This window comes from Mesorhizobium sp. AR07 (assembly GCF_024746815.1).
Classification (GTDB): domain Bacteria; phylum Pseudomonadota; class Alphaproteobacteria; order Rhizobiales; family Rhizobiaceae; genus Mesorhizobium.
The window spans coordinates 1,216,492-1,237,606 of the sequence record NZ_CP080525.1 but is presented as its reverse complement, the minus strand read 5'-3'; the positions used below and the strand labels follow the sequence as shown (position 1 = coordinate 1,237,606).

Below are 21,115 nucleotides of genomic sequence, written 5' to 3'. Positions count from 1 at the left end.
TGAAATCATCTTCTAAAAGAGGAGATGGTACCCGTCTTTTCTTGGAAGATTGTACCGTATGAAAGCCAATTGCAGGATCGTTCTTTCTGCGATTGAACAAATTTCAAATTTTCGGCAAAAAGATTGTGCACGCGAATTGTCTGCACTTTGTTTGGTCCGTGCGGCTCAATCGGGCGTTCGGAGCAGGGCTTGATTCATCGGCCGCCTATGCGCGGCTGCCGCCGCAGCTTTCACGTATGATCAGCCTTGGCACGATGAATTCCATTCCAAATTTGACTTCGATGTCGCCTTCGACCAGGCCGATGAGGTGTCTGGTAGCGCTGCTGCCCAGCTCTTCGGTCGGCTGGGCGACCGTCGTCAGGCGAGGGACGGTGTATTGTCCCTCCAGAATGTTGTCATAGGCCACGACCGCGAGGTCGGCTGGAGTTTTGAGCCCCAGATCTGCGGCGGCGCGCAAGATGCTGATCCCGGCGAGATCATAGGTGGCGAAGATGGCGCTCGGCCTTTCCGGTGCCGCCAACATGATGCGGGCGAGTTCATAGGATGACTGGCGGTCGTACTCCTGGCTGTGATGCAGGACCGGCTTGAGGCCAGCATCGGCCATCGCATGCGCGTATCCTCGTGCGCGCTCGCTTGGCACCCGAACCGGGCCGCAAAGTGCGGCTATGTCGGTGTGGCCGAGCGAGAGAAGATGCCTGGTCGCGGTGACCGCGCCGGCGAAGCTGTCCGTCGCCAGGAGAAAGGCGTTCGGCGCATAGTTGAGGCGGCGATCGAGCAGGATGAAGGGAATGGCAATCTCCGAGAACAGAGCGGTCAGTTCATCGGAACTGCTGCCGCTGATCAGAAAGAGGCCATCGACCTGCCGGTCGAGAAAGGTGCGGACATAGCGCAGCTCGCGTTGCGCATCCTGCTCGCTGTTGCCGAGCACAAGCGTGTATCCCGAGAGGTCGGCGCAGTTCTCGATCACCCGGGCCAGCTCGGCGTAGAACGGGTTGGAAATGTCGGGGACGATCAGGCCGAGGACGCGCGACCGTTGCCCTCGCAAGGACTGTGCGACGCGGTTCGGGCGATAGCCGAGCGCGGCGATGGCGTCGAGCACGCGTTGCCGGGTTTCGGTCGCGACAGGCCGCGGCCCGTCATTGACGACATAGCTGACGACGGCTGTCGAAGTCCCTGCGCGCCTTGCAACGTCCGATCGGGTGACCATCACACCTGCCTTGCCCCTCGGGAAACCGGCCGAACTTTCCGTGTCCTCAGACCCAGCATTCATGCATGTGTTTCATGATCTGCTTCAAGAAGGAACTTTCCTTGTCGGCAAAGGCGCTGATGGCCGTGAAATGATCGCAGCCCTCCTGCGGATGGGCCTGGACCTTGTTGCCCTTGGCCTGCCAGGCCGCGCAGAACTCCTCCGATTGCCGCCAGAATTCCGTGCTCTCGTTGGAACCCCAGCTGACGAGCAGCGGAATCCCATTGTGCGGTACGTGCAGTATCGGGCTGTTGCGCCTGACCTGCTGGCCGTTGAACTGTATCTTCGGCTGGATCCATGTGTACTGGAAGGGTTCGATGTCATAGAGGCCGCTGATCGGGCAGCCCCCCTTGATGACGTCCGCCGGCAGCCCGTAATCGTTCACCCAATCGGTCACCGCCATCATCGCCGTCAGATGGCCGCCGGCGGAATTGCCGGTCACATAGATCCGGTTGCCGTCGGCGCCGAATGTGCTGGCGTTCTTGTAAGCCCAGGCAATCGCGGCCCGACACTGGCGGACGATCTCGTCCACGGTGACCTTGGGGCAAACGTCGTAGTCGATAATGACGGTGGTCACGTCATTGCCGGTAAAGCCCTTGGCCACCCAGATGTAGTTCTCCTTTTTCAGGCGTCCGTCGAACCAGTAGCCGCCATGGATGAAGATCACGATCGGAGCACCGGCCTTGCTGGCGGGATAGATGTCGAGCTTCTCCATTCGGGTCGGCCCGTAGTGAACGTCGGGCGTGCGGTTGAGGGTTTTTCTCGCCGCTTCGGCCTCCGCAATGCGGCCGGCGATAATGTTCTCGAACGCCTTGGGGTCGTCTATCCTGAGCTCCGGCCTGTACTCCCAGTCGAGCTGTTCCTGCGTTTCGAACTGACGATACAGCGGCATTCGAACGACCTCTTCCTCTGATCCGCGCACGCAGCGTGCCGCAGGCGTCCTGTCACGTCCAGCCATGGCACGACGCTTTAATTTTTGCACAGGCGCTTCGGTCCGCAATGCTTGCAAGTGCAATTCTACTCGTGTAGATAGCATCCAGACAAGGCAATGTCGAGCATCTGGCCAATCGCCCATACGCGACATCCGCCTCCGAATACAAGGTCGGGAGAATGTGATGACTGGCAAGAGAATCCTGATTGTCGGCGAGACCTGGTTCACGACGGCGACGCACACCAAGGGGTTCGATTCCTTCACCACGACATCGTTCGGGGAGGGCTATTCGATCCTCAAGGCCGCGCTCGAGGCCGGCGGCTACCAGGTCGATGTCATCCAGAACCATGCCGCTCCGACGGATTTTCCCGACACTGTCGACGGGTTGCGGAAATACGCGACCGTAATCCTGAGCGACATCGGGGCCAACACGCTGCTGCTCGCCCCCAAGACCTGGCTGCACGCGCAGCGGTCTCCCAACAGGCTGAACGTGATCGCGGATTACGTGCAGGGCGGCGGCGGGCTGGTCATGGTCGGCGGCTACCTGACTTTTACCGGGATCGAAGCCAAGGGCTGCTGGAAGGATACGCCGGTCGAGGCCTGTCTTCCCGTTCGCTTGATGGCGACGGACGACCGGCGCGAACATCCCGAAGGCGTTGTCGGCCAGATCGTGCGCGATACCCATCCTGTGCTCGACGGGGTGCAAGGGCCGTTGCCGGCATTGCTCGGCTACAATCGCGTGACGCTGGCGCAAGGCGCGGAGCTCCTGGCGACCGTCGGCGACGATCCGCTTCTGGCATTGACCGAACATGGCAAGGGCCGCACGGCTGCCTTCATGTCGGACTGCAGTCCGCATTGGTGTCCCGCCGAATTCACCAACTGGCCCGGCTACAAGGCCATGTGGTGCAATCTCGTCGCCTGGACGGGTCGCGGCTGACGACGCCGATGCTTGACCTTGTGCACGACTGCGACCCCGGCAACGACGACGCACTCGCCATCCTGGCCGCGTTGGGACATCCGGCGGTCCGCCTTCTGGCCGTGACGACGGGGGCCGGACATCTTTCGAGCGATCGGACAGCCATCAATGCCGCGATTGCCGTCGCCGCGGCCCTTCCGCTGGTTGCGCCTGTGTGCGAAGGCTCTGTCGGGCCGCTGCTTCGGGAGCGCCTGATCGCCCGCATTCTCGACATGGAGAGCGCACTCGACCCCGTTCGCGACGACCTGGCGCGCGTGGAACTGGACCCGGAGCATTCCGTCGATCGGATCGCAGCCGAGGCCGTCGCGCGGCCCGGCCTGACGATCGTCGCAACCGGACCGCTGACCAATATCGCCCTTGCCCTGCGCCGCTACCCGCGGATCCAGCCAGTGATCGGCAGGATCGTCACGCTCAGCGGTGCGTGGGGGTTGGGGACGAAAACGGCGGCGGCCGAATGGAACATCCTGTGCGACCCCGAGGCAGCGGCGATCGTCTACGGTTCGGGGATTCCGCTGACCATGGTGCCGGTGGATGCGAGTGGCACGGTGCCAATCACGGACACGCTGATTGCGCGCGTCGCGGCGCTTAGCGCGCCTGCCGCGAAATTCGCGGCAGAATTGCTGGCGTCCCTGCGTGCAACACACAAGCCGAATGTCCTCACGCCGGCTGAAGCACCGCTGCATGATCCCTGCGCCGTGCTCGTGGCCGCGCAGCCGGGCATTGCAAGGACCGTCAGGGCCCGCGTCGACATCGAGACGGCGCCGGGGCTGAACTACGGGCGCACCGTCGTCGATTTCCTGGGCAGGTCAGACAAGCCCGCCAACTGCGACGTGGTGATCGAGTTCGACGTCGCGGCCACGCAGGAGGCTCTTTTGGTGTCGATCGCGTCGATCGCGTCACTCCAACTCGGCGATGCCGAAGCCCGCAACGCAATTCCAGCAGCAGCACATCAAACGATACAACAACAGGGAACACGATGATGATGAGGATCCTTTCGAAGTTACTGGCCGGCGTTACCGGCGGATTGCTGTCCGTCTCGATCATGGCGAGCGCGGCGAACGCGGCCGACAAGCTCAGCGCCGTCTATGTGATGAGCGACAATCTGGGCGACATGGGTTTTAACGACAATGCCGCAACCGGCTTTGCGCGTGCGGAGGCGGACGGCGTGCGCACGCGCCTGCTGCAGGCCTCGCCGAGCGATCCGCAATTGTGGCGCCAGAATCTTGAAGCGGTCTCCAATTCCGGCGAATGGAACATCATCTTCACCGGGCCGAACATGCACGACAACCTGGCGGCCGTCGCGCCCCAGCATCCCGAACAGAAGTATGTCTTCTTCGACGATCAGCTGGATCTGCCGAACGTTCTTTCGGTGAAGTATGCGCAGAACGAGGGATCTTATCTCGCCGGGGCACTCGCGGCGATTGCGGCGACGGACAAGGCGGAATTCCCGCTTTCCTCCGGTGAGCCGAAGATCGCGGTGGTCGCCGGCATGGACCTCCCGGTCATCCAGGACTTCATCGTCGGCTTCAAGCAGGGCGCCAAGACAGTGGTGCCGAACATCGAAGTCCAGGTGATCTTCATAGGCAACTTCAACGATGCCCAGAAAGCCTATGACCTCACCAAGACCGCCATCGAGAATGGCGCCAACGTCGTCTACAACGTCGCCGGTCCTGCAGGCCTGGGCATATTGAAAGGCGCTGCGGACGCCAAAAAATATGCGATCGGCGTCGACTCCGACCAGAACGGATTGCACCCCGAGAACGTCCTTGCTTCGATGCTGAAGCAGATCGGCAACTCGATCTACGACTCGATCGGGCAGGTCCGTGACGGCAAGGCCGAGTTCGGCAAGCTCAAGATCTATGGCCTGGCCAATGACGGTGTCGGCCTGGTCTATAACGATGCCCTGGTGCCGGCCTCGGTAAAGGCCAAGATCGACGAGGCGAAAGCAAAAGTCGTGAACGGCGCGCTTAAGGTCGAGACGGCCTTCAAGTAGGCTTGAAAGCAGATGGGGCGGGTTCGATCCCGCCCGTCGTCTTGTTGGTGGACTTGTGCCATGACCGGCTCGGATGAAATCCTGCACCTTTCGGCCATCGCCAAGACGTTCGGCGAGAAGGTGGCGCTGCGAGACGTCGAGTTGAGCGTCCGGCGCGGTGAAGTCCATGTCATCTGCGGCGAGAATGGCGCGGGCAAATCGACTCTGATGAACATTCTGGCCGGCATTCACCAGCCGAGCGCGGGTGTCATTCAACTCGGCGGCCGCAAGGTCGAGATCGCCAGCCCGATCGCGGCGAGCCGGCTCGGCATCGGCATGGTCCACCAGCATTTTACCTTGGTCCCCTCGATGACAGTCGCGGAAAACATATTCCTCGGCCGGCACGTAACCCGGCTGGCGATCTTCTCCGACCGCCGGACAATGGTCGCGCGGGCCGCGGCCCTTATTGAGCGCTATAATTTCGGCCTCGACCCGCTGACGCCGGTCCGCGAACTGTCTGTCGGACAGCGTCAGCGTGTCGAGATCCTGAAGGCGCTGGCATTCAATGCGGAACTGCTGATCCTGGATGAACCAACCGCGGTGCTGACGCCTCCGGAAGTCGACGAGTTGATCAGCATCATCGATGGGCTGCGCTCACGCGGCAGGACGATCCTCTTCATCACTCACAAGCTTCGTGAGGTGAAGGCGGTCTCCGACCGGGTGACGGTGCTGCGCCACGGCAAAACCATATCGACGCATCTCACGCGCGATGTCAGCGAGGCTGACATTGCCCGCGACATGGTCGGCCGCGATGTCTTTCTTGTCGGCCGCACCGGTCAGCCGCGGAAGCGCGCCTTCGGCCCCACCAGGCTCAGGCTTTGCAATGTCTCGGTGTCCAATGCCGCCGGAAGGTTGCTGCTCGATGACATTTCCTTCGAGGTTCGGGCCGGCGAGATCGTCGGTATCGCCGGCGTCGACGGCAACGGGCAAACCGAGCTGTCTGAAGTCATCGCCGGATTCACCGATCTCCAGGCCGGATCGATCGAATTCGACGGCGAGGACGTCACCACCGTCGGCGTACCGGGCCGCCAGCAGGCGGGCCTCGGCTTCGTCCCGGAAGACCGTCTGGATCGTGGCCTTGGCGCCACCATGAGCGTTGGCGAGAATCTGGCCGCGACCAATTACAGGCTCGCGGGTCTGATCAGGCACGGATTCGTGCGCACCGACAAGGTCGACGCCTTCGCGGCAAGCAAGATCGCGGAGTTCGACATTCGAGGCGCGCAGCCCTCGACGCCGGTCGGCAGCCTGTCGGGCGGCAACATGCAAAAGGTCGTGATCGCACGAGAGCTGAACCGGGATCCGACGCTTCTGGTGGTCAGCCAGCCGACGCGCGGCCTCGACATCGGTGCCGCTGAATTCATCTACGAGCGCATCATGGCGGCCGCCGATCGCGGCCGTGCCGTCCTTTTGATATCGTCCGAGCTGTCCGAGATCTTCGCGCTCTCCGACAGGATCGGCGTGATGTATTCAGGAAAGCTCTTGCGGGTCCTCGAGCGCGGCGATGCGGACGAGGTGACGGTCGGGGCGCTGATGAACGGCTCGCTCGGGACGGTCAACTGATGCGCCGCGTCGTCATCGACCTGCTGAAGGCCATTCGCGCGCCGGTTGCAGCTATCGCGCTGACGCTCGCTATCGGCTTCGTGCTGGTTGCCGCCATTACCGACGAGCCGGTCCGCGCCTATCGCGACCTGCTTCTGGCCAATTTCGATTCGCTCGGCAATTTCGCCCTGTTCCTCAATCGCGCAACGCCGTTGACGCTGATCGCGCTCGGCGTGATCTTTTCGTTCCGGGCCGGCGTCTTCAATGTCGGCGGCGAAGGCCAACTCTACGCCGGTGCCATCACGGCCACCGTGATCGGCGTCTTTCTTTCCGGCCTTCCGGCGGTCGTGCTGTTTCCACTGGTGGTCGTGGGGGGCATCCTGGCCGGCGCGTTGCTCGGCTGGATTCCCGCGGTGCTGAAGGTCAGACTAGCCGTCGACGAGGTCGTCACGACGCTGATGTTGAACATCATTGTGCTGCTGTTCACCTCCTATCTCGCCAATCAGGTCATCCGCGATCCGACCAGCTACGGCGCCGTAAGCGAGTTGCTGCCGCAAAAGATATGGCTTCCGGCGTTTCCCGGCGTGCCCGGCGCCACCAGCGGAATCATCGTCGCTGCCGTGCTGTCGGTGGTCAGTTGGGTGGCCTTGTTCAGGACGGAATGGGGCGCGCAACTGCGTGCATCAGGCACCAATCTGCGCTTTGCCAGGACCATTGGCGTTCCCGCCGACAAGCGCATTGTCATGGCCATGCTGCTGGCCGGCGGGTTCGGCGGTTTGGCGGGTACACTCTACGTCCTGGGGATCGGCCATCGCTTTGAGCAGAATTTCTCCCCCAACTACGGTTTGGTTGGCCTCACATGCGCCTTGCTGGCGCGCATCCACCCAATCGGAGCGCTGGCGACGGCCTTGTTCTATGCTATGATCATCAACGGCGCCGCCTACATGCAGATCTCCACCGATGTGCCGCGGTCGCTCGTCAATCTCCTCACCGGCCTTCTCGTGCTCTTGATGACGGCGCGGCTCAGCGCCCGTGCGCGGGACTAGAGCAGATGGCATACATCTCTTTTCTCGCCTCGGTGCTCGAACAATCCTCGCCGATCGTGCTGGCGGCCCTGGCGGCGATGATCACGCTGCGGGCCAACATCCTCAACGTCGCCGTGGAGGGCATGATGCTGGTAGCCGCGTTTACGGCCATTGCCGTCGGCAATGCGTCCGGAAGTGCGGCATTTGCGCTTTTGTGCGCGCTGGTCGCGTCGATCCTGATGTCCCAGCTTCTGGCGCTGATGACCTTGCGGTTTTCCGCGGATTTCATCGTTGCCGGCCTCGGCATCAACCTTCTGGGCGCGGGCGGCAGTCTGTTCGCGCTGGAATGGTTTTATCGAAGCCCAGGGGGCCTGCGCCCAGTCACCTTCCCGGATCTCTGGCACATCCCGGCCGGTGCGCTGTCCTATGTGCCGGTGCTCGGTCCGGCGCTGGAGGGGCAGAGCATCGTCGTCATCCTGGCTTTCCTGTCCGTGCCGGCGTGCTTTGTCTTCCTCTACAAGACGCCGATCGGCTCCTACCTGCGCGCTTCGGGAGAGGATGAACATGCGGCACGCTCCGCCGGCATCGACGTTGCGCGCATGAAGGCGCTGGCGCTTGCCATCAGCGGCCTGCTCGCCGGTCTGGCCGGCGCGCAGATCTCGATGGACAAGCTGCACTTCTTCCTCCCGGAAATGACCAGCGGTCGCGGCTTCATCGGTCTTGCCGCGACCCTGTTCAGCGGCGGCTTGCCTTGGACAACGGCTGCCGCGGCGGTGCTGTTCGGCTTCTTCGGGGCGTTGGGTGACCGCCTCCAGGCGCTGGCCATCCCCTCGCAGTTCGTCCTGATGCTGCCCTATCTCGCGGCCATTCTCGGGCTGACATTCGCGCGCTGGCGGCTTCACGTCCGCAACCGCCCAGCCAGAATTCTCAAACCAGGGCCGATGCGCGAGCCATCCGATCCGCAACGTTCAAACCTTTGACCATCATCACGCAAGGCGGCCAAGACATGCAGCGAGAAAACGACTTCGTGTTTCATTTCGGCGGCCATGCGCCTCGCAGGACCGTGCGTCCAGGCGAGATTTTCACCGTTTTCACCGAGGACTGCTTTTCCGGCAGGCTGACCGATGTCGACGGCCGACCGCGCGAGGTTGCGCCATACCCGAAGGTCAACCCGCTGACCGGACCGATTGCCGTCGACGGCGTTGTGGCCGGAGATATTCTCGCCATCCGCCTGATAGCGTTGGAACCCGCCCGCGACTGGGGTGTTGCGACGATCTCGCCGGATTTCGGGCTGCTCTCCGGCACGCGTGCCAATCCGAATCTTCAACAGCCGCAGGACGAACGTGTCTGGATCTGGAGATTCGCCGCCGAGCGGACCTCGCTTGTGACACCAACGCGTTCTGGCGCCCAGTTGCAGGTCCCTTTCCAGCCGTTTCATGGAACCCTGGGGGTCGCGCCGGCGCATGGCGAAGTCCGTCTCGGCGTCGTCCCAGGTGATTTTGGCGGCAATCTCGACATTCCGGAACTCGGCCCCGGCGCCACGCTTTACCTTCGCGCCAATGTCGATGGCGGGCACGTCTATATCGGCGACGGACATTATGCGCAGGGCGACGGCGAGATCGCGGGCACCGCGATCGAAGGCGCCTTCAACACGACGCTTTCAATCGAGCGGCTTGCGCCCGAAGACGGTTTCGATTGGCCGAGGCTGGAAACCGCCAGCCACATCGGCGTCATCGGCGGCGCACGACCAGTCGACGACGCCGTCCGGATCGCCGCATCCGGCCTGGTCCGGTGGGTTGCACGGCGAACGAAACTGGATCTGATGGACGCGCACCAGCTTGTCAGCCAATGCTGCAAACTGCGCGTCGGAAACCTGGTCAACCCGTCGTTCAGCGTGCTGTGTTCGATACCAAAGAGCGCGTTGCCCATTTGAGGATGCTCCAGGCGGTCCGGCTATTGTCATAGCGCGGCGACTTTCCCGGTCTCAGTCTGCCGCAGCAAAATGTGCCATCTGGTCTGCGCGTGCCTTCACGAAGGACGGGCGAGCCGTGGCGCGCGCGACGTAGTCGCGACAAGCGGGATAATTCGCTAGCCCGTCGAACCGATCGACGAGGCGCAGCACATCCGCCATCAGGATGTCGGCGACGGAGAAGCTCCTGGCGAGCCATTCGCGTCCCGCCAATACCGGCTCCATACGCTGGAGTCGGTGAAGCTTGAGAAACCCGTCCAAAATCTTCCAGGCCGCCGTATCGTGGCTCTCCCCCGAGAACACCAATATGGACCAGGGCAGGCTCGCCGCCTCGACCGAATTCAGGGCCGCGAACAGCCATTCCTTGGCGTCGCTGCGATCGCGCGGATCGGCGGGCAGCAGCGCATCGCTACGCTCGCCGAGATGCAGCAGGATCGCGCCGCTCTCGAAGATCGAGATGTCTCCATCGGTCAACCACGGCACTTGGCCAAACGGCTGGTGGGCGAAATGCTCGGCATTGCGAGCGCGAAATGGCACGCTCTCGACGCGATAGGGCAAGCCGGCCTCTTCCAAGGCCCAACGCACCCGTATGTCGCGCACATAGCCGCGCGGCGGCTCGGGAACCCAGTCGAAGGTGGTGAGAATCAGGTCGACCATCCGGCATCTCCAAGGAAAACTGGCAGCTTGTCGAGGAGGCCTCTCCAGCCTTCCTCATGGCTCTTGCGCGCCTCTTCGTCGGGAAGATGCTCGTGGATCAGCGTCAGCTCGGTGCCGCCGTCAAAGGGCTCAAGCAGAAACGTCACCAGCGACTCTCGTTCTGGCATTCCGGGCCATTCCCAGGTGAAAACGAGCTTCTTCTCGGGAACCACTTCCTGATAGACCCCGGTAGGATTGTGCTCATCGCCGTTCAGCAACCGGAATACGACGCTAAATCGACCTCCCGGTCGCACGTCCGCCTCGGCGCTGAGCGTCGGCCCTGCATCAGGCCCCCACCACCGCATCATCAGTTTGGGCTGTGTGATCGCCGCGTAAACCTTGGCTGGCGGTGCCTTGATTCTGCGCACGATGGTCACGCTCGGGAGGCTCTTGGTCATCGCTCGCCATCCTCTTCGACGAGCGCGACAAGCCGATCGAGGCTTACCGTCCAGAGGCGTTCATACCGCTTGAGCCAATCCATTGCCTCCCGCATCGGCCCGACAGATAGGTGAACCGACACGATGCGACCGGCTTTGGCCCGTGTGATCAATCCCGCATCGGATAGGACATCCAGATGCTTCATCATTCCAGGAAGCTTTAGCGAAAACGGCCGGGCGAGTTCGCTAACCGACAGGCCGGGCTCCTCCTTCAACCGCAGCAGGACGTCCCGCCGGGTAGGATCGGCGAGCGCGGAGAAGGTGCGGTCGATAGCTGATGCTTGATACTTCACCATGTAGCGAAGTATCGCTCTTGTCACTGGCGGCGTCAACCATTGGCAGCAATCCGACGAACGCCTTCGTCCTAAAAGCCGACATCGTCAGATCAGCAGCAGGCCCTTCATGCTGGAATGGCCCTTCCGCCCGATGATGATGTGGTCACGCACGGCTATTTACTCAGTACCCTCACGCCCTGATCAGCCACGGAATCCGCACACTCTTCTTCTCGGTGAAAGCAGCCGCCCTTAGCTAGGACGTAGCGCGTAGGCTCCGACGAACGCGCCGCCTGCTTGTGGCGTGCGCCGTCTCCACTACCCCGCCGGCAGCATCGACGATGCCGCTATCGCGCGGCTTGGCGTTCGTGACCCTATGGAGCCGCTCATAGGGCAACAGTTCCTTGATCCGAGCGTTGAGCGACGCAATTTCGGCGCGCAGATCCTCGCATTCCTGTCTCTGGATATCGAGCTGTATCTGTTCGGATGCCTGCTGCAGGGAAAGTTGCGAAAAATTTGCGCTCACCTTCGAAAGGTTATTCTTGTCGCTTTCGTTCTCCTTGAGGAGAGCGGACAACCTTTCATCCGCCACTTGCCTTTCGGTTACGGCGTCGCTCCATTGAACCTTGAGCTTCGCGATCTCGCTTGCGGCTCCACTATTTTCGTTCGAGGCAAGTTCCAGTCGCGAGTGGAGGCTCCGGATTTCAGAACGCAACCCTCGAATCTCCGCGCGACTGCGTTCAAGCTCGGCTTCCCTGTCGCCTTCCATGATACGGCCGGCTTCCGTCATTTCTGCCATCTTCGCTTGGGCGATCTCAAGCGACTTCTGGAGCCGCGCCGACTCCTTCTCGCTCTTGCCAAGCGCAGCTAGCAGTTCCGATTGTCGCACTGCTTCGTTGGCATGCATCGTCGAGAGTTCGTCGAGCCTGTGCCGCGCCTCGGCTTCCCGCTTTAGCGCCTTGTCGAGATCGATCGACAGGTTGACATGCTTTTCCCGCAGCAGCTTGTTCTCGTGGGCGCGTCTATCGGCCTCGACCGTTATGGCGGAAAGCGTCTTAGCGACGTCACCGAACTCCGCTTCGTTTTTTGCGCTCGTATTCGCTGCCTCTACGAGTTCCAGCCTTGCTGCAGCCAGCGCACCGCGAAGCGCCTCATTGTCTTGGGCCAAGCTTGTCTCGCGCTGATGCAAGGCCTCAACAGTGCTTTCGAGCTCGTGCTGCTTTCTGGTCGCATCATGGAGCTGTTCCAACAGCAGTCTTTGTTCCGCGGTAAGGCTGACATTTGCCAGTTCCAGTTCGTTGGCGCGAAGAATGTCGGCATGAAGGATGTAGAAGAATTCGCGTGTCAAATGGTGCGAGTTCGCGATGTCCGACAGTTTCGCGTTGATCTCCTCGAAATACTCCTGCGCATCGCGAAAGAGCCCATCAAAGGAACTCAACCCAGCCAGACGGCTTTGCGTATGCGAAGTCAGCCGTCGCGCGGGTTCGGCAGTGTCCGGATTGTCCTCAGGCTGCGAGCCGTCATCCTTTGCCGCAGGGTTCTCATCCGATACGGTGTCGTTTTCCACCACGGGCAAGTCCTCGAGGCCGAGACACTCCTCGACCGCGTCCGCCAACGCTGTTTGGAGCTCTTCGAATGCCCTGTCCGCATTGTCAGCGCGCTTGATCAGACCCCTGAATTTCATGACCGAACACCCCCCTTGCGCTCACCCTCACTCGGCAAGGTACGCGGGTTTAAGATAGCCGTCTTATATCGAGCCTCCGGCCAGCCGTCTTCGTGCAATCAAACGATGCCCGGGAGTCTTCGAAGGAGCCTCGCACGCAACGCGCATGATCAGATCAGCAACAGGCCCTTCATGCTGGAGTGACCTTTCCGCCCGATGATAATGTGGTCATGCACAGCGATGCCCAGCCGCTTGGCTGCGTCGACGATCTCCTTCGTCATCTCGATATCGGCCCGCGATGGCGTCGGATCGCCTGACGGGTGGTTGTGGACCAGAATGATCGCGGTCGCCGAGAGGTCGAGCGCGCGCTTGATCACCTCGCGCGGGTAGACAGGGGTGTGGTCGACGGTGCCGACCTGTTGCACCTCGTCGGCGATCAGCGCGTTCTTCTTGTCGAGGAACAAGATGCGGAACTGCTCGCGCTCCTCGAACGCCATTGCCGAGCGGCAATAGTCGAGAAGCTGCGTCCAGGACGAGAGGATTTCGCGGCCGCGGACCTCGCCGCGCGCCATGCGCTGCGCGGTCGCCGCGACGATTTTCAGGTCGAGCGCCACCGCCGGGCCGATGCCCTTGACCTCCTGCAACAGGCCGAGCGGAGCGCCGAGCACTTCGGCCAGCGTGCCGAAGCGCGCCAGCAGCGCCTTGGCGGCCGGTTTGGTGTCGGCGCGGGGGATCAGGCGGAAGAGCAGGAGTTCCAGCAATTCGTAGTCGGGCAGGGCGTCCGGACCGGCCGAGGCAAAGCGTTCGCGCAAGCGGTCACGATGGCCGAGATAATGCGGTTTTTCCTCGCTCGACTTGGCCTTCGCTTTCGCAAGAGGCTGGATCGGCTTTTGCGGGAAGAACCCCCGCTCGTCGTCGCTTGTGTTCCCCATATGCCGCCCACACTCCTCTGGCGCAGACATTAAAACCGTTCTGGCTTGGATTGAAACCGTTCTGTTCTGCCAGCGTGAGACGACCCACGCGAGCGCGCCGTGCCGGCTGCGGTTGCCCGCTTCCAACGTCTCTCATGCAAGCGCCAAGATGAGACCAAGATTGCGCAACAAAACTTAACATCACTTCACGCATGCAGCCACTTTCACCTGAAATAGTCAGAGCATCAGGGGCTCACTGCCTCGCTGCTCTGGAGCATGCATGTTAGCCAAAATAGATTCTGGAATGTTTGCCGGCCGGACCTCTCTTGCGGCGATGGCAATCCTGTTTTCAACGCATTCGGGGATCGTGCTGGCGGCCGACGCCATTGCGGTCAATTCCGACGATTTCATTCCGCCGCCCGAGCCTTCCCGTTTCGGGCGCCTCGAACAGAAGCTGGCCGACTGGCATGTCGTGCTTGGCGGCGGCGCCATCATCGTCCCCAAATACGAGGGCAGCGATGAGTTCAAGATCATGCCGGTGCCTTTCGTCACAGCGACATTCCGCGACACAGTGACGATCGATCCGACAGGCGCCAACATCGCTGTCTATGAACAAGGGCCGTTCAAACTCAGCGCGCGCCTTGGCTATGAGATGGGCCGCAAGGAAGACGACTCCGATCGCCTGCGCGGCCTGGGGGATGTCGACATGGGCGCGACAGTCGGCGCCAAGGCTGCAGTGAAGTTCGGCCCGGCTGAAATCTTCGCACAGCTGGACAAGACCATCGGCGGCAGCGACGGCCTGCTGGGCACGGTCGGGATTGAGGTGACCCAGCCTCTGTCCCAATCGTTGATAATCGGCGCCGGCGCATCCGTCGTCTTCGCCGACGCAAATTACATGCAGGCCTATTTTGGTGTCACGCCTGAACAATCGGCCCGCTCGGGGCTGGCGCGTTATGATGCCCGCGCCGGGTTGAAGCGCGCCGATTTTTCGATTTCCGCCACATATATGCTCAACCAGAAATGGATGGTGCGTGGCCAGGCGGGGGTCGGCATTCTTGTGGGTGACGCCGCCGACAGCCCCATTGTCGTCGACAAGGTTCAGCCTTCAGGGATGCTTCTTGTCGGATATCGGTTTTGATGACCACACAGGTAACAATGCAGGCTGCGGCAAACTCAAGCTGGAGCGATTTGAACGCCGAGTTCAAATCGGCGAGGCAAGGTTCGCGCATACTGATTGTCGAAGACGATATCGAGATCGCGCGCATGCTGGGCGAGACACTCACCGACAACGGCATGATCGTGGAAATAGCCGGGAACGGCGTCGAAATGAATGCCGCGCTTCGCAACCAGAAGTTCGATCTCATCGTGCTCGATGTCATGCTGCCCGGTGAGAACGGTCTCAGCATCTGCCGCCGTCTTCGTGTGGGAACGAACGTTCCGATCCTGATACTTACCGCGCTTGGCGAAGAAATCGACCGCATCTTCGGACTGGAAATCGGCGCGGACGATTATGTGACGAAACCGTTCAGCGCGCGCGAACTGACGGCCAGGATACGGGCGTTGCTGCGCCGCACGGCCTACGCTCCCGACGAACGGGATCGCTCGAAGGTGCTTCGCTTCAACGGCTGGCGCCTCGACCCCATACGTCGGCAATTGCATGATCCGAGCAATGCGCGCGTTGCGACCACGACACATGAATTCGACCTGTTGCTCGCGTTCTGCCGCAATGCGGGCCGGGTTCTCTCGCGCGAGGAACTTCTCGGCGTAACCCATGCCGGGCTTGCCGGGCCGATCGAGCGAAGCGTCGATGTCCATGTCAGCCGGATCCGCCAGAAGATAGAAAAGGATGCGCGCGATCCGCTGCTTCTCAGGACTGTTCGGCTGGGCGGTTACATCTTCACCGCGACGGTTGAGGAAGTATGAGGGATTTCATCCGCCGCGGCCTGCCGCAGTCTGTGCGTGGGCAGCTTGCGGCAATCATTTTCATGGCAGTGATCGTCATCATGTCGGTCGGATCGGCCGTCGAAACTTTTACCAGGAGTATCGACCTGCCGGTCATGGACGATAGCGGCAGACGAGCCGCAGTGGTTGGTGCCTTGTTGCGCGAAGCGCCAGCGGAGACTCGCAACACCATCCTTGCGGCGGCGGCTCGTGCGGGTCTCGATTTCAAGATACTGCCGAAAAAACAGATCGATAGCGGTCCAAACTCTTATGCATTGTGGCGAAATATCGAATGGGTTTTCCGGGTCGGGAAGGAGCCGGTTGACGGACGATGGCTCACAGTCGACGGTCAATACGCGTTTGTCCTTGACCTGGACCAGCAGACCGTCCTGGCTCATTTCGGCGTACCCGATACTTTGCTGACATCAGGCTTCGTCCGTGGCTTGTTCTACAGGTTTATGGCTTTCATTGCCTTGCCCCTCCTGATCTGGCTCTTTGCGGTATGGACCGTGACGGACCCGCTGAAACGTATCTCGGCGGCTGTAAGTTCGGCCGCGATCGAGAATAGCGACGAGCTTTTCGTCGAACGCGGCTCCATCGAAATGGTCGGCCTGGCGCGCGCCCTGAACCGGATGAGAACCCGTATCCGCACCATGATCGAAAACCGCACGCGCATGTTGCGCAGCGTCAGTCATGATCTGCGCACACCTTTGACGCGGCTGCGGCTTCGCGCCGAGCGCATGGACGACGGACCCATCCGAACCGCGATGTTGTCCGATGTCCAGCACATCGAGGATCTGATCGACGAGACCCTGACCTATCTGCGCAACGATGTCTCGACGGAGAAGCTGCAGCGTGCCGACATTGCCAGCGTGCTGCAAACCGTCTGCGCCGAATTCTCCGATGTAGGGTTTTCGGTTTCCTATTCCGGACCGGACCGGCTTCTGGGCTGGTGCAAACCCAATGCGCTGGCACGCGCCATCACGAATCTCTGCGACAATGGGGTCAAATTCGCCGGCAACGTCATCGTCGCGTTGACAGAGACCGACATGGCGGCGCGTATCACGGTCGGCGACGATGGGCCGGGCATTCCGATGCCGGCCCGCGCTCGGGTCTTCGAGCCTTTCTTCAAGGAAGACACGTCACGCGGTGTTGCGTCGAAGCATGGCTTTGGCCTGGGCCTCTCGATCGTTGCGGACATCATCCAGGGCCATGGCGGCAAGATCGCATTGCAAGACAACCAACCCAACGGGCTTATCGTTACCGTCGACCTGCCGAATGGTCCAAGTGCCCAACCGTCCTAGACGGTCTCCTGCCGGGTAACCCGATGCCCATGCCTCCGCGGCAAAACTAGGCCGGCAGGCCGGGGCGGTCGAGCTTTTTGGGCGACAGCGTGAAAATCTCGCAGCCGGTGTCGGTGACGCCGATCGTGTGCTCGTACTGCGCCGACAGCGAGCGGTCGCGCGTTACCGCCGTCCAGCCGTCCGACAGCACCTTCACGTGCGGGCGGCCGAGATTGATCATCGGCTCGACGGTGAAGATCATGCCGGGCCGCATCTCGACGCCCTCGTTGGCGCTGCCATAGTGCAGGATGTTCGGCGCGTCATGGAAAAGCTGGCCGACGCCGTGGCCGCAGAAATCGCGCACCACCGAGCAGCGCTCGGCCTCCGCATAGGTCTGGATGGCGGCACCGATGGCGCCGGTGCGGGCGCCGGGCCTGATCGCCGCGATGCCGCGCATCAGGCATTCATGCGTCACCTCCAGCAAGCGCTCGGCGGCGCGCTTGATCGTGCCGACAGGATACATGCGCGAGGAATCGCCGTGCCAGCCGTCGAGGATGTAGGTGACGTCGATGTTGACGATGTCGCCATCCTTGAGCGGCTTGTTGTCGGGAATGCCATGGCAGACGACATGGTTGATCGAGGTGCAGGACGATTTGGTATAACCGCGATAGTTGAGCGTCGCCGGCAGCGCGCCGTTGTCCATGCCGAATTCGAAGACGAAGCGGTCTATTGTTTCGGTGGTGACGCCCGGCTCGACCATCGGCACCAGCGCGTCGAGGCAACGCGCGGTGAGATCGCATGCCTTGCGCATGCCGGCAAAGCCTTCCTCGCCATAGAGGCGGATCTGGCCGGTGTTTCTAAGCGGTGCCGTGGCGGCGTCGAGATAGGTGACCATTTTTTCCGTAGTGCCGGGTAGAGCCCTGCAAGAGAGCCGACGTGAAAATCCACCCAGATTTGGCACTTGAGGGCAAAAGGTTCAAGGAAGAACTGCCTGATGCAGCCGCTCAGTTCGGGATATTCGCCTCGAATGGGCGATGTCTTGCCGGTTTTTGCCCGGCTTGCTTTCCTTTCCGGCCATCGTGCGTTAGGGCGGGTGATGTTTTGGAGATCGCGTCCCCTCACGGCGGCCAGGCAAACCAGGTTGCTTGAAGCGCCGCTGACGGCAGCCTGCTCATGCCTGATGGGCATGGTGCTGCTGGCGATGCTGTGCCTTGGCCGCCCCGACGTGCCGGCCTTCGCGAACCCCGCGCAAGCTGGCGCCAGCGTCGGCCTGGAACGGTCCGGCGAGGTGGCGGCGCTGCTGCGTGTCACCGGCAAGGCGCCGGCGCTGGAGGTTCGCGCCGGCCGGCCGGTGCTGACCAAATTTGCCAGCGGTCATCCCGGCCTACCGGTTCCCGAAGCTGTTTTCCTTCGCTTCGACCGTGCTTCGCCTTCAACGTTTGTTGCCGGACACGGGACGGTCTCCGCGCCCAAGGCCAATGCCCACCAGCCGCGCGCACCGCCGTTCATCGCGGCCTGAGCGGTCCAGGACCGCAGCTTTCACCTCATACCTATCCCTGTTCGCGTCGTGATCTTGCGGCGGCTGTCGGCCGCGCACCGGTCATGCGGCGCGTCGTTTCCGGATTATTTCAATGCAACGCATCAAGACATTCAAAACCCTGTCGCGCGCCGCCTCGGCGGCCGCTTTCCTCTCCGTCCAGGCGCTCATCTGCATCGGCACTGTCTATTGGGCGGTCGCCGAGACGCTTCGTCTGTCGGCAACGGCGGCCCTTGTTCTCGGCGGCATCTTCGCAGTGCCGACGGTCTTCGTGCTGATCACCGCCACCCGCATGGCTTTCGAAGCGGAGACAGATCCGGCCAACCAGTAAGCCTGGCGGACCCTGGCGCGGTCGCGTTCACGCAGTGGTCGCGACCGCAGACCAGTTGGTCGCACCGTAGTGACGACCAATTGGTCGCACCGCAGTGACGACCAATTGGTCGCACCGCAGTGACGACACATTTCTTGGCTAGAGGCCGGTCAAAGCAACTTTTGACGACGAACGGCGTTGCTTTGGCGACGCCAGTTCGGGAGACCAAGAAATGGACAGACTGCAATTCGAGGTGCCGGTGCGGATCGCACCCGCGCCCGGCCTGCCGGTGGAGGAGATTTACGGCGTTGAACAGGCGCTCGATATTCTTCAGGACTGGCCCGTGCGCCGTCGGGGCCCGCTCTATCAGAAGGCGTTCAATGCCTGCTTCGGCGCCACGGTGGACGTGGTCAAGACCGAGGAGGCATGCCGTGCATTCATGGCGTTTTGTCGTGCCAGCGGACTGATGGCCAGGGACATGATGACGCCGAGCAGGCGTAGCAGTGAGGCGAGACCGCTGCAGGCCTAAAGGCCGTCCACCGTTCTGCTTGCCCGATTGAACCATCAACGATCGCGTTTGAACCCATGCGGCGATGCCGTGAGCGCGTCATTTTCATCTCATGCGAATGTATCAAGGCGCGTCAACGTCGGTGCCGTTAAGCTTCCGTTTCCACCTTCGCGGCTACGCCAGTGCTTGTTCAGCAATGGTTGATTCGTTGCGTCAGTTCATGGTTCGGAAGATGTCGCCAGAAAAAGTCCGTGCGTTCCCGATCGACCGTCAGGTGTTCCTGGTCAGAGAGGTTGCCGCCAAGCTCGGCAATCTGCACGGCGAGCCCGCCACCTCGTTCTGGCGGGCCAAGGCATCCGAGTTGCTCGATCTCGTTGTCGGGTCGGGCAGGGACAGAACAGCAGCCAGCGATGAAGTGCGCAGGTTTTTTCTGGCCGTGCAGAGGGAGATGTCGGCGGGTGCGGACGCGGGGTCGGCGCCGGGTCTTTCTGCCTGAAGGCCGAAATTGCTCTGCAAGGTTTGCCATCAACGCCGGTGTCAAGCTGAACTGGGGCAGCAATACATCGGTGCTCGCCACCTTCGATGGCAAGTTCCCGACTGGCCGGCAATGTCGGGCCAGGGTGATCGGAGAGGGAGGAGCAATTGCGACCTTGCCTCAGGTCGGGTGGGGGACGGCGGCGGTCTGCCGTTTAGAATATCGTCTTTGTTATCTTCCGTGTCCCATCAATGAGGTCGGCAACTTCTGCTTTTGTTGGTTCTACGGTCTTTTTGTGGTCGCATTTATTCCGAATATCCGCGAGGTGCTGGATAAACCGCCACGTCGAAACCTCTATTACTGAAGCGCCCTTCAATGCGTCGTTGAAATCCGCAATGCTTGCATTCGTTTTCTTAGGCTGAATCTGGTGTCGATCACAAACCTCGGAGAGGTGTGCTTCAATCACCACCCCCGCAATCGCTCCGGCGCCGCGGGTAAAACCGTTCTTGTTAAGCTCTTCGGCGGCGGCCAGTTCGTCATCTAACAAATCTGCTTGGACAAGTGCCTTTATGTCGAAGAGAGACGACTCGAATCGCGCTCGCAACGCTCGTACAATCTGAAATTGTTGGTCGAGAACCGTAATTCCAGCTGAAGTTTTTACCCCGTCACCCCAGCGTGACTGAAGACCTTTCAGATAATCGAACATAGTATAGTTCTCATACTTAACGTCTTTTCTTGTCTTTGGAGGCATGTAGTACGATTGAAAATCGTCTGCTCGGTCTGGCAAAATTTGCTTAATGAGAGCCAGAGCCTCCGAGTACCATGATTGGTAGGTTTCCGTTACGGAGGGAAGTGCTGCGATCTGCTCCTTAGTCAATCCTTGTGGACCCATATTCTCGGGAACCGTTTCATAGCGAATAGCTAACCGGAGCCTTTCGCCGCGAGCAATCAAGGCATCAACATCCTTCTTGTAACGATCGATAGCCTTCATTTGCTCCGCCCGAGTCCAGCATTTTATAGTTTCACAGGATTTGCTCTCTGACAAAGGAACGAAAGCAACTTTTTTGATACATCGGAGTCAGATGGTGCTTGTGCGTGGCCGCGAGAGATTCACAGATTGCTGCACCCAAATGAACGTTGAACACAAGGCAAGGTTGAGGCGATGTCGCTTGCCAGCTCAAAAGGCCACTAGATGCTTGAAATCTCTGGTACGCCCAAGGGGAATCGAACCCCTGTTACCGCCGTGAAAGGGCGATGTCTGGCACAAAGTGAGACTTGGTGAGATTCTATTAGACATTTGATTTTGCTAGGCTTTATCGCATATAGTCTCAAGGCCGATAATGCGGTTTCGTGGCTCACAAAGC

At 61.1% G+C, this 21,115-nt stretch carries 24 protein-coding genes; 14 read left to right on the top strand and 10 right to left on the bottom strand.

What is annotated here, in order from left to right; all coding sequences use genetic code 11:
• Positions 1 to 205: 205 nt before the first annotated feature.
• On the bottom strand, positions 206 to 1,207 hold the full coding sequence (locus BPNPMPFG_RS06460; RefSeq protein ID WP_258594090.1) for a LacI family DNA-binding transcriptional regulator: 1,002 nt from the start codon (positions 1,205 to 1,207) through the stop codon (positions 206 to 208).
• 46 nt (positions 1,208 to 1,253) lie between these two features.
• Positions 1,254 to 2,138, bottom strand: coding sequence for an alpha/beta hydrolase (locus tag BPNPMPFG_RS06455; RefSeq protein WP_258594088.1), 885 nt, complete (start codon positions 2,136 to 2,138; stop codon positions 1,254 to 1,256).
• Between the two features lie 223 nt (positions 2,139 to 2,361).
• On the opposite strand from BPNPMPFG_RS06455, the gene BPNPMPFG_RS06450 reads away from it, so the two are divergent.
• From BPNPMPFG_RS06450 to BPNPMPFG_RS06420, 7 genes are read left to right on the top strand one after another with little or no spacing between them, the layout of a single operon-like run.
• Entirely contained in the window at positions 2,362 to 3,114 is a 753-nt protein-coding gene (locus BPNPMPFG_RS06450; RefSeq protein ID WP_258594086.1) for a glutamine amidotransferase, read from the top strand.
• A gap of 8 nt (positions 3,115 to 3,122) precedes the next feature.
• Positions 3,123 to 4,133: a nucleoside hydrolase gene (locus BPNPMPFG_RS06445; protein WP_258594084.1), complete on the top strand. Its 1,011-nt coding sequence runs from the start codon at positions 3,123 to 3,125 to the stop codon at positions 4,131 to 4,133.
• Positions 4,130 to 5,146 (top strand): BMP family lipoprotein, encoded by a 1,017-nt coding sequence (locus BPNPMPFG_RS06440; RefSeq protein WP_258594082.1) that lies wholly within the window; start codon positions 4,130 to 4,132, stop codon positions 5,144 to 5,146. Before BPNPMPFG_RS06445 ends, BPNPMPFG_RS06440 begins: the two co-directional genes overlap by 4 nt.
• 60 nt (positions 5,147 to 5,206) lie before the next feature.
• Positions 5,207 to 6,745, top strand: coding sequence for an ABC transporter ATP-binding protein (locus BPNPMPFG_RS06435; RefSeq protein ID WP_258594080.1), 1,539 nt, complete (start codon positions 5,207 to 5,209; stop codon positions 6,743 to 6,745).
• Complete coding sequence (locus BPNPMPFG_RS06430; RefSeq protein WP_258594079.1) at positions 6,745 to 7,770, top strand: ABC transporter permease; 1,026 nt, start codon at positions 6,745 to 6,747, stop codon at positions 7,768 to 7,770. The genes BPNPMPFG_RS06435 and BPNPMPFG_RS06430 overlap by 1 nt, the downstream gene beginning before the upstream one ends.
• A 5-nt stretch (positions 7,771 to 7,775) precedes the next feature.
• Positions 7,776 to 8,729 carry an ABC transporter permease gene (locus BPNPMPFG_RS06425; protein ID WP_258594077.1) on the top strand — a complete coding sequence of 318 codons (954 nt, stop codon included), beginning with the start codon at positions 7,776 to 7,778 and terminating at the stop codon, positions 8,727 to 8,729.
• Between the two features lie 26 nt (positions 8,730 to 8,755).
• The gene (locus tag BPNPMPFG_RS06420; protein ID WP_258594075.1) at positions 8,756 to 9,682 is read left to right on the top strand and encodes an acetamidase/formamidase family protein; all 927 of its coding nucleotides are present in this window, start codon (positions 8,756 to 8,758) and stop codon (positions 9,680 to 9,682) included.
• A gap of 51 nt (positions 9,683 to 9,733) precedes the next feature.
• Here the strand turns inward: BPNPMPFG_RS06420 and BPNPMPFG_RS06415 are convergent, their stop codons facing one another.
• The 5 genes from BPNPMPFG_RS06415 to radC all read right to left on the bottom strand — a co-directional run bounded on the left by BPNPMPFG_RS06415 (position 9,734) and on the right by radC (position 13,718).
• The gene (locus tag BPNPMPFG_RS06415) at positions 9,734 to 10,375 is read right to left on the bottom strand and encodes a glutathione S-transferase family protein (RefSeq protein WP_258594073.1); all 642 of its coding nucleotides are present in this window, start codon (positions 10,373 to 10,375) and stop codon (positions 9,734 to 9,736) included.
• Complete coding sequence (locus BPNPMPFG_RS06410) at positions 10,363 to 10,812, bottom strand: SRPBCC family protein (RefSeq protein ID WP_258594071.1); 450 nt, start codon at positions 10,810 to 10,812, stop codon at positions 10,363 to 10,365. The genes BPNPMPFG_RS06415 and BPNPMPFG_RS06410 overlap by 13 nt, the downstream gene beginning before the upstream one ends.
• The gene (locus BPNPMPFG_RS06405) at positions 10,809 to 11,147 is read right to left on the bottom strand and encodes an ArsR/SmtB family transcription factor (RefSeq protein WP_258594070.1); all 339 of its coding nucleotides are present in this window, start codon (positions 11,145 to 11,147) and stop codon (positions 10,809 to 10,811) included. The genes BPNPMPFG_RS06410 and BPNPMPFG_RS06405 overlap by 4 nt, the downstream gene beginning before the upstream one ends.
• A 232-nt stretch (positions 11,148 to 11,379) precedes the next feature.
• Positions 11,380 to 12,807, bottom strand: a complete 1,428-nt coding sequence (locus BPNPMPFG_RS06400) for a coiled-coil domain-containing protein (RefSeq protein ID WP_258594068.1) — start codon at positions 12,805 to 12,807, stop codon at positions 11,380 to 11,382.
• Positions 12,808 to 12,956: 149 nt separating this feature from the next.
• Positions 12,957 to 13,718 carry a RadC family protein gene (gene radC, locus BPNPMPFG_RS06395; protein ID WP_258594067.1) on the bottom strand — a complete coding sequence of 254 codons (762 nt, stop codon included), beginning with the start codon at positions 13,716 to 13,718 and terminating at the stop codon, positions 12,957 to 12,959.
• Between the two features lie 259 nt (positions 13,719 to 13,977).
• Between radC and BPNPMPFG_RS06390 the strand changes: the two genes are divergently transcribed.
• Both BPNPMPFG_RS06390 and BPNPMPFG_RS06385 read left to right on the top strand, forming a co-directional pair.
• Positions 13,978 to 14,835, top strand: a complete 858-nt coding sequence (locus BPNPMPFG_RS06390) for a MipA/OmpV family protein (protein ID WP_258594065.1) — start codon at positions 13,978 to 13,980, stop codon at positions 14,833 to 14,835.
• 17 nt (positions 14,836 to 14,852) lie between these two features.
• The gene (locus tag BPNPMPFG_RS06385; RefSeq protein WP_258597077.1) at positions 14,853 to 15,620 is read left to right on the top strand and encodes a response regulator transcription factor; all 768 of its coding nucleotides are present in this window, start codon (positions 14,853 to 14,855) and stop codon (positions 15,618 to 15,620) included.
• Here the strand turns inward: BPNPMPFG_RS06385 and BPNPMPFG_RS06380 are convergent.
• Positions 15,587 to 16,036: a hypothetical protein gene (locus BPNPMPFG_RS06380; protein ID WP_258594063.1), complete on the bottom strand. Its 450-nt coding sequence runs from the start codon at positions 16,034 to 16,036 to the stop codon at positions 15,587 to 15,589. The two genes, BPNPMPFG_RS06385 and BPNPMPFG_RS06380, sit on opposite strands and share 34 nt — an antisense overlap.
• Before the next feature lie 111 nt (positions 16,037 to 16,147).
• Between BPNPMPFG_RS06380 and BPNPMPFG_RS06375 the strand changes: the two genes are divergently transcribed.
• Entirely contained in the window at positions 16,148 to 16,942 is a 795-nt protein-coding gene (locus BPNPMPFG_RS06375; RefSeq protein WP_258594061.1) for a sensor histidine kinase, read from the top strand.
• Positions 16,943 to 16,988: 46 nt separating this feature from the next.
• Here the strand turns inward: BPNPMPFG_RS06375 and map are convergent, their stop codons facing one another.
• Positions 16,989 to 17,816 (bottom strand): type I methionyl aminopeptidase, encoded by an 828-nt coding sequence (map, locus tag BPNPMPFG_RS06370; RefSeq protein WP_258594059.1) that lies wholly within the window; start codon positions 17,814 to 17,816, stop codon positions 16,989 to 16,991.
• 246 nt (positions 17,817 to 18,062) lie between these two features.
• Between map and BPNPMPFG_RS06365 the strand changes: the two genes are divergently transcribed.
• From BPNPMPFG_RS06365 to BPNPMPFG_RS06350, 4 genes are all read left to right on the top strand, one after another.
• Entirely contained in the window at positions 18,063 to 18,440 is a 378-nt protein-coding gene (locus BPNPMPFG_RS06365; protein ID WP_258594057.1) for a hypothetical protein, read from the top strand.
• Positions 18,441 to 18,552: 112 nt separating this feature from the next.
• On the top strand, positions 18,553 to 18,789 hold the full coding sequence (locus BPNPMPFG_RS06360) for a hypothetical protein (RefSeq protein WP_258594056.1): 237 nt from the start codon (positions 18,553 to 18,555) through the stop codon (positions 18,787 to 18,789).
• A gap of 211 nt (positions 18,790 to 19,000) precedes the next feature.
• Positions 19,001 to 19,297, top strand: coding sequence for a DUF982 domain-containing protein (locus BPNPMPFG_RS06355; RefSeq protein WP_258594054.1), 297 nt, complete (start codon positions 19,001 to 19,003; stop codon positions 19,295 to 19,297).
• 175 nt (positions 19,298 to 19,472) lie between these two features.
• Positions 19,473 to 19,772: a DUF6074 family protein gene (locus BPNPMPFG_RS06350; protein ID WP_413776835.1), complete on the top strand. Its 300-nt coding sequence runs from the start codon at positions 19,473 to 19,475 to the stop codon at positions 19,770 to 19,772.
• A gap of 193 nt (positions 19,773 to 19,965) precedes the next feature.
• Here the strand turns inward: BPNPMPFG_RS06350 and BPNPMPFG_RS06345 are convergent, their stop codons facing one another.
• Entirely contained in the window at positions 19,966 to 20,742 is a 777-nt protein-coding gene (locus BPNPMPFG_RS06345) for a hypothetical protein (protein WP_258594051.1), read from the bottom strand.
• Between the last annotated feature and the right edge of the window lie 373 nt (positions 20,743 to 21,115).

Excerpts from the sequence above, each read along its gene's own strand:
- BPNPMPFG_RS06460 (WP_258594090.1), bottom strand. The coding sequence starts at position 1,207 with ATGGTCACCCGATCGGACGTTGCAAGGCGCGCAGGGACTTCGACAGCC.
- BPNPMPFG_RS06455 (WP_258594088.1), bottom strand. The coding sequence starts at position 2,138 with ATGCCGCTGTATCGTCAGTTCGAAACGCAGGAACAGCTCGACTGGGAG.
- BPNPMPFG_RS06450 (WP_258594086.1), top strand. The coding sequence starts at position 2,362 with ATGACTGGCAAGAGAATCCTGATTGTCGGCGAGACCTGGTTCACGACG.
- BPNPMPFG_RS06445 (WP_258594084.1), top strand. The coding sequence starts at position 3,123 with ATGCTTGACCTTGTGCACGACTGCGACCCCGGCAACGACGACGCACTC.
- BPNPMPFG_RS06440 (WP_258594082.1), top strand. The coding sequence starts at position 4,130 with ATGATGATGAGGATCCTTTCGAAGTTACTGGCCGGCGTTACCGGCGGA.
- BPNPMPFG_RS06435 (WP_258594080.1), top strand. The coding sequence starts at position 5,207 with ATGACCGGCTCGGATGAAATCCTGCACCTTTCGGCCATCGCCAAGACG.
- BPNPMPFG_RS06430 (WP_258594079.1), top strand. The coding sequence starts at position 6,745 with ATGCGCCGCGTCGTCATCGACCTGCTGAAGGCCATTCGCGCGCCGGTT.
- BPNPMPFG_RS06425 (WP_258594077.1), top strand. The coding sequence starts at position 7,776 with ATGGCATACATCTCTTTTCTCGCCTCGGTGCTCGAACAATCCTCGCCG.
- BPNPMPFG_RS06420 (WP_258594075.1), top strand. The coding sequence starts at position 8,756 with ATGCAGCGAGAAAACGACTTCGTGTTTCATTTCGGCGGCCATGCGCCT.
- BPNPMPFG_RS06415 (WP_258594073.1), bottom strand. The coding sequence starts at position 10,375 with ATGGTCGACCTGATTCTCACCACCTTCGACTGGGTTCCCGAGCCGCCG.
- BPNPMPFG_RS06410 (WP_258594071.1), bottom strand. The coding sequence starts at position 10,812 with ATGACCAAGAGCCTCCCGAGCGTGACCATCGTGCGCAGAATCAAGGCA.
- BPNPMPFG_RS06405 (WP_258594070.1), bottom strand. The coding sequence starts at position 11,147 with ATGGTGAAGTATCAAGCATCAGCTATCGACCGCACCTTCTCCGCGCTC.
- BPNPMPFG_RS06400 (WP_258594068.1), bottom strand. The coding sequence starts at position 12,807 with ATGAAATTCAGGGGTCTGATCAAGCGCGCTGACAATGCGGACAGGGCA.
- radC (WP_258594067.1), bottom strand. The coding sequence starts at position 13,718 with ATGGGGAACACAAGCGACGACGAGCGGGGGTTCTTCCCGCAAAAGCCG.
- BPNPMPFG_RS06390 (WP_258594065.1), top strand. The coding sequence starts at position 13,978 with ATGTTAGCCAAAATAGATTCTGGAATGTTTGCCGGCCGGACCTCTCTT.
- BPNPMPFG_RS06385 (WP_258597077.1), top strand. The coding sequence starts at position 14,853 with ATGCAGGCTGCGGCAAACTCAAGCTGGAGCGATTTGAACGCCGAGTTC.
- BPNPMPFG_RS06380 (WP_258594063.1), bottom strand. The coding sequence starts at position 16,036 with ATGAGCCAGGACGGTCTGCTGGTCCAGGTCAAGGACAAACGCGTATTG.
- map (WP_258594059.1), bottom strand. The coding sequence starts at position 17,816 with ATGGTCACCTATCTCGACGCCGCCACGGCACCGCTTAGAAACACCGGC.
- BPNPMPFG_RS06360 (WP_258594056.1), top strand. The coding sequence starts at position 18,553 with ATGCAACGCATCAAGACATTCAAAACCCTGTCGCGCGCCGCCTCGGCG.
- BPNPMPFG_RS06355 (WP_258594054.1), top strand. The coding sequence starts at position 19,001 with ATGGACAGACTGCAATTCGAGGTGCCGGTGCGGATCGCACCCGCGCCC.
- BPNPMPFG_RS06350 (WP_413776835.1), top strand. The coding sequence starts at position 19,473 with ATGGTTGATTCGTTGCGTCAGTTCATGGTTCGGAAGATGTCGCCAGAA.
- BPNPMPFG_RS06345 (WP_258594051.1), bottom strand. The coding sequence starts at position 20,742 with ATGAAGGCTATCGATCGTTACAAGAAGGATGTTGATGCCTTGATTGCT.